This window comes from Lentimicrobium sp. S6 (assembly GCF_013166635.1).
Lineage (GTDB): Bacteria > Bacteroidota > Bacteroidia > Bacteroidales > UBA12170 > UBA12170.
On record NZ_JABKBZ010000031.1, the window covers coordinates 1 to 14,290 of the forward strand.

Annotated in this window: 11 protein-coding genes and 2 tRNA genes; 4 read left to right on the top strand and 9 right to left on the bottom strand. The window is 35.9% G+C overall.

Annotated features, from left to right (window positions below; genetic code table 11):
• On the top strand, positions 1-671 hold a 671-nt coding region (locus tag HNS40_RS11505; protein WP_172280928.1), incomplete at its 5' end, for a gliding motility-associated C-terminal domain-containing protein.
• A gap of 11 nt (positions 672-682) precedes the next feature.
• On the opposite strand, the gene HNS40_RS11510 is transcribed toward HNS40_RS11505, so the two are convergent.
• The 9 genes from HNS40_RS11510 to HNS40_RS11550 all read right to left on the bottom strand — a co-directional run bounded on the left by HNS40_RS11510 (position 683) and on the right by HNS40_RS11550 (position 8,064).
• Positions 683-1,108: a hypothetical protein gene (locus HNS40_RS11510; protein ID WP_172280930.1), complete on the bottom strand. Its 426-nt coding sequence runs from the start codon at positions 1,106-1,108 to the stop codon at positions 683-685.
• A 275-nt stretch (positions 1,109-1,383) separates the two neighbouring features.
• Positions 1,384-1,458: transfer RNA gene (locus HNS40_RS11515), tRNA-Pro, on the bottom strand.
• Positions 1,459-1,468: 10 nt separating this feature from the next.
• A tRNA-Ser gene (locus tag HNS40_RS11520) sits at positions 1,469-1,558 on the bottom strand.
• Positions 1,559-1,677: 119 nt separating this feature from the next.
• Positions 1,678-2,418, bottom strand: coding sequence for a dipeptidase PepE (gene pepE / locus HNS40_RS11525; protein ID WP_172280932.1), 741 nt, complete (start codon positions 2,416-2,418; stop codon positions 1,678-1,680).
• A 16-nt stretch (positions 2,419-2,434) separates the two neighbouring features.
• Entirely contained in the window at positions 2,435-3,934 is a 1,500-nt protein-coding gene (locus HNS40_RS11530) for a DNA recombination protein RmuC (RefSeq protein ID WP_172280935.1), read from the bottom strand.
• A gap of 286 nt (positions 3,935-4,220) precedes the next feature.
• Positions 4,221-4,571, bottom strand: a complete 351-nt coding sequence (locus HNS40_RS11535) for a translation initiation factor (RefSeq protein ID WP_172280937.1) — start codon at positions 4,569-4,571, stop codon at positions 4,221-4,223.
• Between the two features lie 2 nt (positions 4,572-4,573).
• The gene (locus HNS40_RS11540; protein ID WP_172280946.1) at positions 4,574-5,455 is read right to left on the bottom strand and encodes a diacylglycerol kinase family protein; all 882 of its coding nucleotides are present in this window, start codon (positions 5,453-5,455) and stop codon (positions 4,574-4,576) included.
• Positions 5,448-7,307 (bottom strand): LTA synthase family protein, encoded by a 1,860-nt coding sequence (locus HNS40_RS11545; protein WP_172280948.1) that lies wholly within the window; start codon positions 7,305-7,307, stop codon positions 5,448-5,450. The genes HNS40_RS11540 and HNS40_RS11545 overlap by 8 nt, the downstream gene beginning before the upstream one ends.
• Positions 7,308-7,410: 103 nt before the next feature.
• The gene (locus HNS40_RS11550; protein WP_172280950.1) at positions 7,411-8,064 is read right to left on the bottom strand and encodes a response regulator transcription factor; all 654 of its coding nucleotides are present in this window, start codon (positions 8,062-8,064) and stop codon (positions 7,411-7,413) included.
• A gap of 91 nt (positions 8,065-8,155) precedes the next feature.
• Between HNS40_RS11550 and HNS40_RS11555 the strand changes: the two genes are divergently transcribed.
• The 3 genes from HNS40_RS11555 (at position 8,156) to HNS40_RS11565 (ending at position 14,254) form a co-directional block, all read left to right on the top strand.
• Positions 8,156-11,611 (top strand): PEP/pyruvate-binding domain-containing protein, encoded by a 3,456-nt coding sequence (locus HNS40_RS11555; protein WP_172280952.1) that lies wholly within the window; start codon positions 8,156-8,158, stop codon positions 11,609-11,611.
• 91 nt (positions 11,612-11,702) lie between these two features.
• Complete coding sequence (locus tag HNS40_RS11560) at positions 11,703-12,368, top strand: hypothetical protein (RefSeq protein ID WP_172280954.1); 666 nt, start codon at positions 11,703-11,705, stop codon at positions 12,366-12,368.
• Positions 12,368-14,254, top strand: a complete 1,887-nt coding sequence (locus HNS40_RS11565; RefSeq protein WP_172280956.1) for an ABC-F family ATP-binding cassette domain-containing protein — start codon at positions 12,368-12,370, stop codon at positions 14,252-14,254. The genes HNS40_RS11560 and HNS40_RS11565 overlap by 1 nt, the downstream gene beginning before the upstream one ends.
• Positions 14,255-14,290: the final 36 nt, after the last annotated feature.

The following is a 14,290-nucleotide window of genomic DNA, read 5'->3' on the forward strand; positions in this document are numbered from 1 at the left end:
CCATTTTACATACTTATATTCCTTTTGAAGAGCAGTTGAATGAATTGTTCACAGTGAGCCTCACAGCCACCAGTGACTCGGCTTGTGTAGCAACAGATAGCATCGTGGAGATGATCAGCTTATATTCCATGCCTATTCCGAGCTTTGAGGTATATCCTGACTCTGTGGCCATCACTGAAAAACAGGACATCATCCTGACCAATACCAGTGAGAACGCCGTATATTATGAGTGGCTCATGTCGGATACTATTCTTTGGGAGGATGTCTACGAACCACATGTATACGAGGAAATTCAAGACACGGGAAGATTTAACCTAAAGCTATATGCTCAATCTTCCGAAGGTTGTTTGGACTCTACCGATAGTTACTTTGTGGTTTATCCTGTGCTTCGCTTCTTTGTCCCAAATGCTTTCTCTCCTAATGGTAATGGGATAAACGAGTATTTTGGTCCACAAGGAAGGTATTTCGAAGACAAGAGCTATAACTTTAGAATCTTCAATCGCTGGGGTAAGCAGGTGTATGAAACCAATGACTACTACCAACCTTGGGATGGCGTAGACGAAAGCACCGGCGAAATCGCTCCGATTGGTGTTTATGCCTATGTGATAGAGCTCACTGATCTCAATGGTAAATTGGAGACCTATCGTGGGGTGGTTACCTTGATACTGTAAAGAGAAAATTCTTATTTCTCAGTATTCCAAAAGGGCAATCTCCCATATTCAGCCTCAAACTTTTCTAATAATTCTCTTTCAATAGGCTTGGGGATATCATTATCTCTGGCACCTGAGGTAACATACCACTTAATGATTAGGCATTTTATATTATCTTCTTTCATTCTAATAGGCCAAGAGATACTTCTATTTTTACCAAATTGTTTGTTATTTACGATATGGCCACCCAAGCCATCCTGACGATGAATAATCTTGCAATTAGCTCCCTCTCTACCAGAAACCCCAACATAAATCAATCTTTCAACATTAACCACATCAGCATAGATAAGATAAATCCCACTACTATTACGAGGTGCTGTGCATTCTTCATATAAATTACTTGATGATTTAAAATCAAACCTTCCTTTAACCTTATACTCTTCGAGTTTTTTGAACATATTTACTATAATTTAAATTTACTTCTTCTTTCCTTTTCGCATATGATGATTCAAACTTCCTAACCCAACGCCTTGAAATACATTACTTATTACAAAACACAGTTTTTGTTTAAGCTATTGACTCCTCACTTTCCTCAATAACGCTAATGAAGAATGGGTTATTAATGATAAAACACCTAATATTCCAAGCTAGCAAAAATCCACTAGGCCCCCAAAATACGAAACTATTAGATACAAAAAAAGCTTTGAAACAATTGTTTCAAAGCTTTATAATGTCGGGGTAGGGTGATTCGAACACCCGACCTCCTGCTCCCAAAGCAGGCGCGCTAACCGGACTACGCTATACCCCGTATAATTTTCTGGCGGAGAGAGGGGGATTCGAACCCCCGGTACAGTTCCCCGTACACATGTTTAGCAAACATGCGGTTTCAGCCACTCACCCACCTCTCCGTGGATTATTATTCAATATTTTTTAGAACTTCGATTCCTTGTGAAGGGTATCTCTCGTTTTGCGATTGCAAAAGTAGACAAAATATCGAACCCACCAAACCTTTTTGAAAAAAAATTAATTAATTTTCCATTAAAAATTGAAGGTCTTCTCCTGACTGTAATTCCCTAGCTTCTTTACCATCTTTGAATACCCTCAACCCTCGTTCTCCAAAGTGCTGTAAATGATTTCCTTTCACTCTAAAATAGCATGCTTCACGCAAACCAGCCACATACATATCAGGATTTACTGCAGTAAACTCATTTATTCTTTGTTCGCGAGTTTCTCCTCCATGACCATCAGGATGGGCATCTAAATAATGAGGATTAATCTGAAATGGAACTACATTTAAGCAATTAAATGAGATGGGCTCAATTATAGGCATATCGTTGGTAGTTTTTAAACTTGGGCAAGCAACATTCGATCCTGCACTCCACCCCATGTACGGCATTCCTTCTAGAATACGTTTCTTAATAGCTTTCATAATACCTGTTTGCTGCATCATATAAACTAAATGAAATGTATTCCCTCCACCTACTGCAACTGCTTCAGCATTCTCAACTGCCTGAACAGGATTTTCTTCTTTATGAATGGAATATAAGTCAAAACCTAATTCTGCATAAACTGCCTTTACTCGTGCTTCATAAGCATCAAAAGAAGCTTGTAATCCTTTATCAGAAAGGTTTACTCCTGCGTATGGAATAAATAATACTCTCTTTACTTCAACCTCTTTTAAAAATTCTTTAATCACAGGACGTGGCCATCCTAAATATTCTTCTCCTGCATTAGTGGAATTACTGATCAGTAATAAATTTCTGTTCATATCTATATTTTATATGTTATTTCTCATTTTTGGGTAAATCTAATATATTTTGTTCATTTGACATATCTAAAGTCTGAATATTCCGTAATTTTCGGTTTATTGCATTTGTTCTCGTACTACTTAATGTCTCCAAAGAAGTCGAGGCAGTGTTTAAATGTTTTTGGACTTTATCTAAATGCTCAGCAAAATTTCCAAACTCCTGTTTCACGGCTTTTAATACATCCCAAACCTCACTACTTCTCTTTTGCACCGCCAATGTTCTAAATCCCATATTCAAGCTACTTAGCAAGGCTGAAAGCGTGGTTGGCCCAGTTATAGTGATTTTATAATCTCTTTGCAATTTCTCAAATACACCAGCATGACGCAGTACTTCGGCATAAAGACTCTCCACAGGCAAAAACATAATGGCAAAATCTGTGGTATGGGGCGGATCGATGTATTTTGAGCTAATGTCTTTGGCAAATCCATCTATGCTTCGGAGTAAAAGTTTTTGTACTGAGTCGATTTTATCCTTATCACCCTCCTCATAGGCCTCTAAAAGCAATTGGTAGTTCTCTATTGGAAATTTAGAATCGATAGGTAACCAAACATTTTTATCGTCAGTTTTACCTGGCAATTTGATGGCAAATTCAACATGAGCTTGGCTTCCTTTTTTGGTTTGTACATTTTTCGCATATTGCTCACTGGTTAAAATCTGCTCTAGGATATTCCCCAATTGATATTCTCCCAAAACACCTCTTGTCTTTACATTAGTAAGAACTTTCTTTAAATCCCCTACTCCACTGGCAAGCGTCTGCATCTCTCCAAGGCCTTTATGCACCAGCTCCAATCTATCACTGACCAATTTAAAAGATTCACCCAACCGCTTTTCTAGAGTTGATTGTAATTTCTCATCAACAGTCTGACGCATTTTTTCCAATTGACTGCTATTGTCTTCTCGTATGGACTTTAAACTGGAATCTACATTTTCTTTCAAGCTTTTAATCTGATCCAGAGCCAACTTATTCTGATCTAATTGTTGCTGATTCAAATCACCAAACCTCACTCGCAATTCTTCATTGATATTTTTAATACCAAAGGCAAAATCTTCTCTATTTACTTTAGATTCTTTTTGCAAACGCTCCTCAAAACGTTGGAAACGATCGTTCATTAAGTCTAATAGTTGTGATTGTTTTTGATTAGTCTCCTCCATAAATTGCTTTTGAGAAAACTGTAAATCATCGTTTAGATCTTTTAATAATTTAGAAAACTGATTTAACTGTTCTTTTTGGAGGATGGTATTCTCGTTAATTCTCTTTAACAAAGAATCTTGAAACCCTATAAAACTATTGGAATTTTCTTTTCTGTTTTCAGAAAACAATTCACGAGTCTCACGAGAAGCATCAGCAAACTTTTCATGAATAGCAGACTGAAATCCAATGCTATTCGATTCTGGAGCTTTGCTCTTTTTAAAAACAAAAACGAGTAATAATATCAATAATAAAGCATTTGCAGAAATCAATAAACTCAGAATCATGTTAAATGTTTTAGGATTTCAAATTTAAGAAAAAAAAGGAAGACGAATGTAAAAAGGCGGAAGACAGAAGACAGATGACGGATGTTGGATGACAGAAGTATCACATTTAATAGTAGTATGAACATACGCTGTACTAAAAATGGTCAACCCTATTTAGGCATTCACACAGGACAAGCTTAAAACATTGAACTTTGAACCAAGTATTAAAAACCCCGACTCACCATCTCAATACAAAAAAGTCTACTACTCGTTACTTTTCACCCTTTGCTCTATGCTCTTCACTCCATCAACCTCCAGCCTTTTTAGCCTTATATCCTTGATCCATCAAAATCTTCATGATTTTATCGCGATGATCTCCTTGAATGATTATCTCACCTTCTTTGGCCGAACCTCCTACTCCACATTTGGATTTTAACAATTTGCCTAAGTCTTTTAAATCATCTTCGGAACCTATGAACCCTTTAATCACAGAAGCCGTTTTTCCTCCTCTGTGTTTCTTGTCCAACCAAACTCTTAAATCTTGTTCACTAGGCGCAATGCTTTCTTCTTCAGCTCCACCAAAATCGTATTCGTAGTCTTGATTAGTGGAATAAACCACATCTCCTGTTATATTCTTAAATTTCTTTTTCTTAGCCATAATTATACTTTTGGTAACCAGATTTTCAAATTTCTGGGATTCATTACTATCTCTACTTTTTTCCCCACCTTTAATGATTCACCATCCACATTGGCATATTCATTATCATTAGGTGAAATCTGAATCTTCTTTCCTCTGATAATTTCTATTAAATTAGATTCGTGGGCTTTTGCACTCCAAACCTTTGACAGTACTTGTGGGACCCGCACTAATTTAGGTTTCCGAATAATACAAACATCCAATAAGCCATCACAGAGACTAGCTAAAGGTGAAATCTTGGTATTATAACCAAACTGATTGGAGTTGGCAATGCTTATCATAGCAGCTTTTCTCTTGAACTTTTGTCCATCGATCAACAAATCATATTCTTGTTCCTGATATTTAAAAAACTCTTTGATACTCAAAGATGCATAACCCACAAACCCTCTATTTTTAGAATGGGCAAATTTTTCTGCTATCAAACTATCAAAGCCAACACCTGCAATACTCACAAAAAAGTGACCATTTAATTCTGCAGTATCAATCGCGCTAGTTTCAGCATTATTCATTTGTAAAATGGCTTTCTTAGTATCTAGCTCCCAATTTAGATGCCTCGCCAAACCATTACCAGAACCTTGTGGAATGATTGCTAAAGCGGCTTGGGTCCCAGCTATTTCTTTAGCAATTTCATTTATGGTTCCATCCCCTCCTACCGCAACTATTACATCAAATTTGTCATGATATTTCCTTGCTATTTTGGCTCCATGACCTATATATTCAGTATATTTAATATCAAAATCAAAATAGTTTCCATCCAAATAAACAGGAATAAGATCAGCTATTTTCGACTTATCTCGTCCACCACTTATAGGGTTAATAATAAATAATACTCTCCGTTTATTCATGATTTTTAATTCTGATTTGGTTCTGAATCATTCGATTATTATATTGCTGTTGGAATGCCTTCTCAAAAGTGACCAAATCATTAATATCTCTCTTATTCAATACATTATTTTTCAACAAACTATCTTTACGATATTCATATAATGATTTTGGATTTCCATCCTCCATCTGCAATAAATATTCCTCATCCATCATCTGAAGATTTCCATTAAAATAATTCACCGCGAATATTCTAGAGGAGCCTTCAAAGATAGAATTACCGAAAGCAATAATACTATCCTGCATTCCTAAATAATGTAATATAGAAGGATAAATATCAGTTTGTTGGACGAGTTTCTTTTTAGAACGACGAGTCATTAAAGTATCTCCAGGAGCAAAAAATGCGATAGGAATACTAAATTGACCCAAACTATTTTGGTATGCCGCCTCTGCCCCTTCGCTGGTATGATCGGCAGTAATCACAAACAAAGTATTTTGATACCAATCTTTGGTTTTAGCAGATGTAAAAAACTGCTTCAAAGCAAAATCACTATAAGCAATGGCTTGTTGAATTTGCAGTTTTCCCTTGGGGAATTTACCTGTATACTCAGCCGGAATTTGATAAGGATGATGGGAAGACAAAGTAAACAAGGCCGCTAAAAAAGGTTCTTTAAATTCAGTCAATTCTTCAGTAAAATATTGCAGATACTTTTCATCCCAAATTCCCCAATGCCCATCATAATCCTCTGGATTTGGATACTCGTTCTTCCCATAATACTCTTGAAATCCAGCGGCACTAGCATAGGCATCAAAGCTCATGGTTCCATTATTTCCTCCATGAAAAAAAGCAGTTTGATAGTTATAATGATTCAGACTATGAGCTAAACCTTCAATCTGATTTCCTGCATAAGGACTGTTTAAGAACGACTCGTCCGACAAAGTAGGTAAAGCAGATAAAATGGCTGGTATTCCTTCGATACTTCTCTTTCCATTGGCAATTCCCGAAAACACCAAACTATGCTCGAACAAACTATCCAGAAATGGGGTAAAACTTTTCTGATGACTCAAATAACCAATATGTTCAGAGGAGAAGCTCTCTAAAATTAAAACCACCACATTCTTGATAGGCTCAGGAACCGAATCTAGAGGAGGATATGATTGAACAGGTTGGTAGTTTTTTTCTAATTCGACTTCCGTAAAATCACTTTTTAATTCCAAACCCGTTTGTCCTACCGATTTAATGATAGTAAAAGGAGTATTTAAGACAACAGGAGAAAGACGAGCAGGTGCGTGTAAACTGGCATCTACTATATTTATGGGTTTCAATTGAAAACCGCCTCTAATTCCAATAATTACAATCCCCATCGAGACTATAAAAATCACTGTCTGCAATATAAAAGTCTTGATACTCCATGGATTTCTATTGACTTTAACACGCACTCCATTAAAAGAGAACACCAAGAAAACCAAAAGTACTATCGCCATTAAAAAAGCATACCAGAAATCTACTAAAAAACGAGGTGCCACTTCCCAAAATGTCTCCATAGAGGACAAATAGGAAAATATATCAAAGGTCATCCTTTTTAAAGTGAATCGATAATAAATAGCATCGGACAAATTCAAAAAGATGGCCAAGGTTAAGGCTATTAAGGTAGGCACCTTTATAATAGCCTGAAATACTTTAGCGCTCCTAAAGGGCATTGGAATGGTATTTCCAATAATAAACAAGGCGCTCAGCATAAACAACACACTCAAATCGAAACGTAAGCCTACAAAAATTGCCCATGCAATATCGCTAGTAGTAAATCCAGAAAACAGTTGGAAATTGAAAACATACAAGCTCACTCTCGAAAGAACTAACACCAATAATATCATCAACAACCGCTTTAGAAAAGCGATATAATGACTTCTAATATGTGGATATGATCCTAAGAGAGCTTTCATAAAAAGCTACAAATGTAAAGAAACACTTTGGGAATTAAACCTCTGTGATGTTATTTCTGATGGCAAATTTTACCAGATCGACTGTTGTACGAAGATTAATTTTGCGCATAATATTATTCTTATGACTTTCCACTGTCCGAATGCTAATAAAAAGTTTATCGGCAATCTCACTATTGGTATAGCTTTCAGAGAATAACTTCAACACTTCCAGCTCGCGCTCAGATAATACATTCAGCTGCTTGTCCAACGGACTCTCACTATCACTGGCTTTCCTTAAATAAGAATTCAATAGAATATTGGTGATGGATTTACCATAATAATCGTATCCACTGCGCAAGGTATATATAGCCTCCACTAATTCCGCTCGCGTAGTGTCTTTTGTTAAAAACCCTTTAGCACCGGCTTTTATAGACTTCAAAATAAAAGACTCACGAGTGTTTAACGACAAGACCAACAACCGTGCTTTTGAATAATCATTAGCAATTTTCTTAATCTCAGCTACATCATCCGCATTCGACAAATAAGAATGATAAAGTATGATATTGGGCTGAGACAAACGCACCCTTCGGGTGAGTTCTTCAGCAGTATTATAGAAATCAGTTATTTCAATATCGTTGACATCCGAGAGTAAAGATCTAATGCCTTCACAAATTATTTTATTACTATCCTTGATAACTACTCTAATCAAAACTTTATTTTTTAATATTCGGGGCAAATATAAAGAATATTTCACATAGAATTCATAAATTCGTTATCTCATAAACAGAACTTAAAAAGCTATGTCAGATAAACTATCACATAACGATATAAAATTCCCAAAAGAAAGTAAATCACTCAAGCATTTAAAAGAGCTATCTTGTATCAATCAGATAGTTGGTGTACTCAAGGAGAACAAGTCTTTGGCAGAGTCTTTAAAAGAAATCGTGACCCTCCTACCTCAGTTCTGGCAGTATGCTGATTACACTGTTGCACGCATTCATTTCGATGGAGAGAATTATAAAAGTCCAAAATTCAATTTTTCTCCTTGGAAACTGCAAAAAAGATTCTCTACCATAAAAGGTAAGCTGGGTTATGTGGAAGTATATTATACAGCTGAATTTATGGAAGCTGACCAAGGGCCATTCTGTACTGAAGAGACAAATCTTTTAAGTATTATCACCTCAAAAATCACAGGATTTCTAAATAGCCTCGAAGCCAAGTCTAAGAAACCTGACAATGAACATGAGTTTATTTCCTTTCATAGGGAAGAAAACCCTAAAGAAAAAAAGTTAGTCACAAGAAAGCTGCTACAGCGATTTATCAATAAGAATAATTATGCCCGTGATATCTATCATGATCTCATGCCTTATAAGGTTAAAGAAATTCTTTTAGTCGCCAATCTTTACGATGCTTACAGTATAGAAAAAGAAGGCCGATTTAGTGAATATGTATTGGGGGAATACAGTACATTAAACCTGACAAGTATACCAAGAATCACTGGAGTTTCCTCGGCAGAAGACGCCATGGAAGAACTTCAGAAAAAAAATTACGATTTGGTGATCATCATGATGGGAACTGATAAATTTGGTCCTGTCAAACTCAGTGAAGACATTAAAGACATCTTTTCTTTTATGCCAGTCTTCCTACTGCTGCATAATAATAGAGATGCTGCATATTTTAAAGGTGATTTCCCCAAATCATTCGATAGTGTATTTGTCTGGAATGGAGAATCGCAGGTGTTTTTTGCCATGATAAAAATGGTAGAAGATAAAGTTAACCTTCAGAACGATACCCAAAAAGGGATGGCTCGTGTAATTCTTTTAGTAGAAGACACCCCCAAATATTATAGCCGTTATCTGCCTATGCTCTATAACATTGTTATGGAACAAACCCGACGAATTATTGAAGACGTAAGTACAGATGAACTCTATAAAGTTTTAAGATTGAGAGCAAGACCTAAAATTATTCATACCGACAATTACGAGGAAGCCATCGAGATCTTTAATAATTATAAAGATTATATGTTATGCCTCATCACCGATGTGAAGTTTTACAAAAATGCTGAGTTAGATGATCGTGCAGGAGTTAAGTTGGTGAAATACGTTAGAAAACATATTGAAGATTTACCTACAATCATTCAATCTTCTCAAAAGGAAAATATGAGTGAAGCCTATTTGCTTCAGGCGAGCTTTATTGATAAAAATTCTGATAGCCTTCTTATTGATTTCAAAAATTTCATCACTCACTATTTAGGTTTCGGTGATTTTATCTTCCGAGATATGAATGGTCGTAAACTAGCAGTAGCTAAGTCTTTACGCGATTTTGAGCAACATCTAAAAACAATCCCAGATGAAAGTATTCTCTACCATGCTACCAAAAATCACTTTAGTCTTTGGTTAATGGCTCGAGGCGAGATTCAAATTGCAAGAATCATCAATCCTTCAAAAGTCAATGATTTTAAAGACAGCAAACAACTTCGTAAATATTTAGTAGAGGTGATGCAGCGTTTCAGAAATGAACAAAACAGGGGTAAAATCATTCCCTACAAAACCAACCAAATAGGAAATGCAAAAAACATCATCAAACTTACCGACGGTTCTTTGGGAGGAAAAGGGCGTGGTTTAGCCTTCTTAAACAGCCTCATCCATAATTTCGATTTTAGCCAGATTCTTGATGAGATTAACATCTGTAATCCTGTTACTTATTTGGTAGGCACTGATGAATATGAATTATTTTTGGAGAATAACAACCTTCATTCGAAACTAAAATTAGTACAAGACTATGAGGTTATCAAGAAAATCTTTATCAATGGAAAACTATCCTCCAAATTAGTTATTAAACTAAAAGAAATTTTGAAGGAAACTAAGAAACCTCTAGCTATCCGCTCTAGTGGTCTTTTTGAGGATTCCTTAATGCAGCCATTTGCAGGAATATTTGACACTTTCCTGTTACCCAATAACCATAGTAATGATGAAATCAGACTTAAACAAGTAACTGATGCTATTAAACTGGTCTATGCATCAGTATACTCTGATATTGCAAGAGGATATGTGGAGGCTGTAAACTATCGTATTGAAGAAGAAAAGATGGCCATCGTTATACAAGAGGTAGTCGGAAACCAATATGATGATAAATTCTATCCTCATTTTAGTGGAGTAGCTCAAAGCTATAATTATTATCCCATTGCCCATATGAAACCAGAGGAGGGCTTCGCAAACATTGCCGTTGGATTGGGGAAATATGTAGTCGATGGTGAGAAATCCTATCGCTTTTCACCCAGGTATCCCGATTTAGAAAATTATTCTTCAAAAGATTTGTTCAAAAACTCTCAGACTAGTTTCTATGCTGTGAACATGAAAGAAAGAGAACTCGATTTAATGATAAGCGATGATGAGGGTTTAATCAAATTAGACATTAGCGAATCGGAAAAGCACGGAACTTTAAAACACATGGCCAGTGTTTTCGATCAAGATAATAATAGAGTGGTACCTGGAATATTCAAACCTGGACCGAGAATTATCAACTTCGCCAATATTTTGAAATATAATTACATCCCTCTTTCTCGAGCTTTAGAGGTTATCTTACAAGTTGGGCAAGAAGCCATTGGCAGCCCTGTTGAGATTGAATTTGCAGTAGATTTAAACAGAGATTCGGATTATAAAACCAGCTTATACATCCTACAAATAAAGCCTCTTACTGGAAATGCTGATGACTATAATATTAATATGGATGAGGAAGACCTTGATAAAATGCTCCTCTACACCGAAAATGGCTTAGGAAACGGAATGATAGACCATATCACCGATTTTATATACGTAGACTTGGAAACTTTTGATAAATCTGAAACTATTAAAATGACCAAGGAAATAGAAGCTCTAAATGCTAAAATGATGAAGCTGGATAAACAATATGTTCTCATCGGTCCAGGCCGCTGGGGTACTCGCGACCCTTGGATTGGAATCCCTGTTAGCTGGCCACAAATATGCAATGCAAAAATAATTGTGGAAACTAGTTTAGCCAACTTCCCATTGGATGGCTCCTCGGGATCGCATTTCTTTCACAATGTTACCTCAGCAGATGTAGGATATTTAAGTGTTCAACAAGAACTCTCCTCAAATAAAATCAATTGGGAAATCCTTGATAAACAAAAGGTAGTTGAAAGAACAAAATACTTTAAACATATTGAATTTAAAAACCCAGTAACCATTAAAATGGATGGCAAAAAGCGAATCTCCATCATGCACTATAACGATTAAAAACATAAAGATTTCATAATCCTATACCCTCTTTCAATGATTGTATAGACAAATTATTATTGTTTCCTTACTTTTGCAGCAAAATATATTTATGAAGACTAAGACTTATTTTCTGGTTATCATTTTAAGTTTGATGATGAACTCAGCCTTTGCACAAAAAAATGGCCAGGCGAATTCCTATTATGAGAAAATAACAGAAGCCATATCCTCATTAAATTCAGCCGATGATTACCAATCCTACCTGGAAGCAGGGCAACAATTTCAAAATATTGCCGAGGAAGAAAAAAGCAAATGGGTTCCTTTTTATCATGCTGGATATGCCTACATTCAAGCTGCATTAAAATTACCTGCAGCCAAGAAAACATTAATACTTTTAGATTCCGCACAAAGGATGGTAGATAAAACTATTGAATTTGGTGGTCTTGGCAATAGTAAAATTATTTGTTTGCGTGGTTATTTATATTATGCACAACAATTTAGAACGCCAAATAACAATACGAATATTATTGCCCGAAAAGCGACTCAAGAATTAGATAGGGCCAGATTTCTTGACGACTCTAATCCACGTCCCTATTATGTAATTGGATTGGTTCTTGACCAATTGGATCCAAGAATAGGAGGCAATAAAAAAAGTGCATGCAAGCATTTTCAAAATGCTGATGAAAGATTTAAAAATTTCACACCGAGAAGTGAACTTTCTCCAAATTGGGGGGCGCAAGATAATGCAGCGCACCTATTAAAATGTAATCAAAAATAATGGCACAAGCACTACTCACCGTTGAGAACCTCAGCAAATCATATAGCGATAAACTCCTATTCCAAGATTTAAATTTCAGCATATTAGAAGGCCAAAAAATAGCACTCGTAGCTCATAATGGGGTTGGTAAATCTACTTTACTCAATATTTTATCAGGTGCAGATATTCCAGACGATGGAAACCTTACTATAAGAGAAAGTTTAAAAATCGCCTATCTTAGACAAGACCCTAAGCTCGACAAAAATCTGACTGTTGAAGAAGTACTATTTCATTTAGATAACCTTTATGTGAAAATCATTAACGATTATCACCTACAATTGAAATCTTATGAAAAAGATCCTTCTCCGCAAAATCAAAAAAAGCTCGATGAAGCCATAATCATGATGGATCAGAAGCAAGCTTGGGATTACGATAGTAGAATGACAGAGGTTTTAGAGAAGTTTGAGATAAAAAATCTAAAACAACCCATTTCTGAGTTATCAGGGGGCCAAATAAAGAAAGTTGCTTTAGCCTCTGTTATTATCGATGAAGCCGATTTAATCATACTCGACGAACCCACCAATCACCTCGATATCAAAACTATTGAGTGGCTTGAGGAGCATATCAGCAAAAGCAAACTTAGTCTACTCATTGTAACTCACGATAGATATTTCTTAGACGAAGTTTGCGATATCATTATTGAGATCGATCAACAAAGAAGCTTTACTTACCAGGGCAATTATTCCTATTTCCTTCAAAAGAAGGCAGAACGAGAAGCTTTAGATGTGATGGAAATAGAAAAGGCCAAAAACCTATATCGAAAAGAGCTCGATTGGATGCGCAGACAACCTAAAGCCCGAACTACTAAAAGCAAAGCTCGCATAGACTCCTTTTACGATATAGAGAAAATAGCTAAGAAAAGAATAGAAGAAAAAAAGATTGAATTTAAAGTTAAGATGAGTCGTCAGGGTCGAAAGATTTTGGAAGCAAAAAACTTATCAAAAAGTTTTGGTGAACTGAAAATCACAGATAAGTTTGAATATATCTTCAAGCGTGGAGAAAGAATTGGATTGGTCGGACCTAATGGAACCGGAAAATCGACATTCCTTAACCTCCTCACAGGGGATTTAAAAGCAGATTCTGGGGAGGTTATTATTGGAGAAACCACTAAATTCGGATATTACACCCAAAAAGGATTAACTCAAAAAGAAGATTTACGAGTTATAGAGATAGTAAAAGAAATAGCAGAGTCTGTAGATATGGGTGGTAGCACCATCGGCGCAGCTCAATTCCTATTTCACTTTGGTTTTTCCTATTCTTTACAACAAAGCTATTATAGACTTTTGAGTGGAGGAGAAAGAAGGAAACTCTATCTTATCCTCACATTGATGAGTAATCCAAACTTTCTTATTTTAGATGAGCCGACTAATGATTTAGATATTTTCACGCTCGGCAAACTCGAAGAATTCTTAATCGACTTCCCAGGTTGTGTAATTATTGTAAGCCATGATAGATACTTCTTAGATAAACTCTGCGACCACCTCTTTATCTTTAAAGGCCAAGGTGACATTAAAGACTTTGGAGGTAATTATTCTGATTTCAGAGAATTGGAAGAACTAAAAATTCTTCAAGAAAAGAAAAAGAAAAAATCCGAAAAGCCGGTTGTTCAGCAGAAAAAAGCCAGTTCGGTTAAAGTCAGCTATAAAGACAAAAAAGAATTTGAAAAACTTGAAGATGAAATGCCATTGGTTGAAGAAGAAAAAACCAAATTAATAGAAGCACTCAATTCTGGCACCTTAAGTCCTGAGGAAATGAACGAGACCAGCAAAAAATACCAAGAAGTGGATGAAAAACTCGACGAAATGGAACTTCGCTGGCTGGAGCTCAGTGAGATCATTAACGAATAAAATAAGAAATGGCAGAATGTGACCATGTGTGAATGG